This is a genomic window from Mucilaginibacter sp. P4_G9 (genome assembly GCF_056400985.1).
The window spans coordinates 1-2,049 of record NZ_JBFUKF010000773.1 but is presented as its reverse complement, the minus strand read 5'-3'; the positions used below and the strand labels follow the sequence as shown (position 1 = coordinate 2,049).

General features: G+C 45.9%; 1 protein-coding gene and 1 pseudogene. Both read left to right on the top strand.

Annotated features, from left to right (window positions below):
- Window positions 1–1,472 (top strand): annotated as a pseudogene (locus AC1DPZ_RS27540) (MutS-related protein); the annotation flags it as partial.
- Window positions 1,473–1,622: 150 nt separating this feature from the next.
- A partial coding sequence (locus tag AC1DPZ_RS27535) for a C40 family peptidase (RefSeq protein WP_477409522.1) occupies window positions 1,623–2,049 on the top strand: 427 nt, incomplete at its 3' end.

Here is a 2,049-nt window from a genome sequence, read left to right as displayed (position 1 = left end):
GTACATGATTGAGCATGAAGAGCTGCGCGAAAACCTGCAAAACTACATTCRCCAGATTGGAGATCTGGAACGGCTGATCTCTAAAATTGGTTTACAAAAGGCCAATCCCCGTGAGGTTTGCCAGCTAAAAAAAGCACTGATGGCAATCGGCTCTATCAAAAAAACAGCCGAAACATCAGAGAGTTTACCATTACGCGCCATAGGCGAGCAACTTAATCCCTGTGTGCTTATCTGCGAAAGAATAGAACGTGAGCTGCATCCCGAGCCGCCGGTGATGATTGTGAAAGGTTCGGTAATGAACGAGGGAATCAGCGAGGAATTGGACAGGCTGCGTAAAATAGCCTTCGGCGGTAAAGGTTACCTGCTGGAGATCCAGAAACGCGAGGCCGAAGCTACGGGGATTCCCTCTTTAAAAGTATCATTCAATAACGTATTCGGCTATTATCTTGAAGTTACCCACAGTCACCGGGATAAGGTGCCTTCGGAATGGATCCGCAAGCAAACACTGGTAAATGCCGAGCGCTATATAACCCCCGAACTAAAGGAATACGAAGAGYAGATCCTGGGAGCCGAAGAAAAGATCCTGGTGCTGGAAACCCGCCTGTACAATGATCTGCTTTACTCACTTGCCGAATACATTAAGCCGATACAACTTAACGCACAGCTGATAGCCCGCCTGGATGTACTGCTTAACTTTGCTACCATATCCATTAAAAACTACTACGCAAAGCCCGAGATGAACGAAAGCCGGGTGCTCGACATCAAAGGAGGGAGGCACCCGGTTATTGAAAAAAACCTGCCGCTGGGCGACTATAGGCCTGGTAGATAAAATCTTCACAAGGGTAGGGGCATCAGATAATCTTTCATCAGGCGAATCTACCTTTATGGTGGAGATGAACGAGACTGCCAGTATCCTCAATAACATATCCGACAGAAGTTTGATCTTGCTGGATGAGATTGGCAGGGGCACATCAACCTATGATGGTATCTCCATCGCATGGTCAATCGCCGAATATCTGCATAATCATCCGGCGGCCAAAGCTAAAACCCTGTTTGCCACCCACTACCATGAACTGAACGAGTTGAGCAATACTTTTAACCGCATCAAGAATTTTAATGTATCGGTAAAAGAGGTTGGCCAGCAGATTATTTTCCTGCGTAAACTGGTACCGGGCGGCAGCGAGCACAGCTTCGGGATCCACGTAGCCAAATTAGCCGGGATGCCGCAAAAGGTATTGAGCCGGGCCAACGAAATACTAAAAAAACTCGAAAACGAACGTACCGGCGGCGAGCACATCAAAGAAAGCATCCGCAAGGTGCAGAAGCAAGCTGTGCAGATGCAGATGTTTTCGATAGACGACCCCGTACTTGTAAAGATTCGCGATACGCTGAACAACCTTGATGTTAACACCTTAACACCCGTAGAGGCCCTGATGAAACTGGATGAGATTCAAAGGGTGATAAAAAGTTAGATGCTTGTAATTTGAAAATTTGGTAATTTGAGGATTTGAAAATCAGGAAGGCATCATTTTCAAATTGACAGATATTCAAATTTTCAAATAGTGTGGATATGTTAAAAACATCCGCCTTATTCACTCGCGCTTAAATTCTATTTTTACCGCATGACCAAACATCGCCTTCTTTTATATTGCTTCGTTTTGTTTTTTGTGCCGGTAATTTTTACCTCGTGCCACTCGCGCAAAGCTGCGATGAGGGGGCAGCCGGGTGAGGTGGTGAAGCCTAATGCTGATATTGCATCCAAATACGCCGAAATTATGGGCGTAAACAAAAGCGATATAGAAAACGGCAGGTTATATGCTTTCATTGAACAGTGGATGGGCACTCCCTATAAATTTGGTGGCGTGGATAAAGACGGAGTTGATTGCTCCGGACTGGCTTTTCTTTTGGAGCAGCAGGTGTATGGCATCACCATTCCACGTATGACGAGCCAGCAAATTACGGTTATCAAACGTAAATACGAGGACCAATTGAAAGAAGGCGACCTGGTTTTCTTTGATTTTGATGGCCGGCAGTTTAGCCATGTAGGAG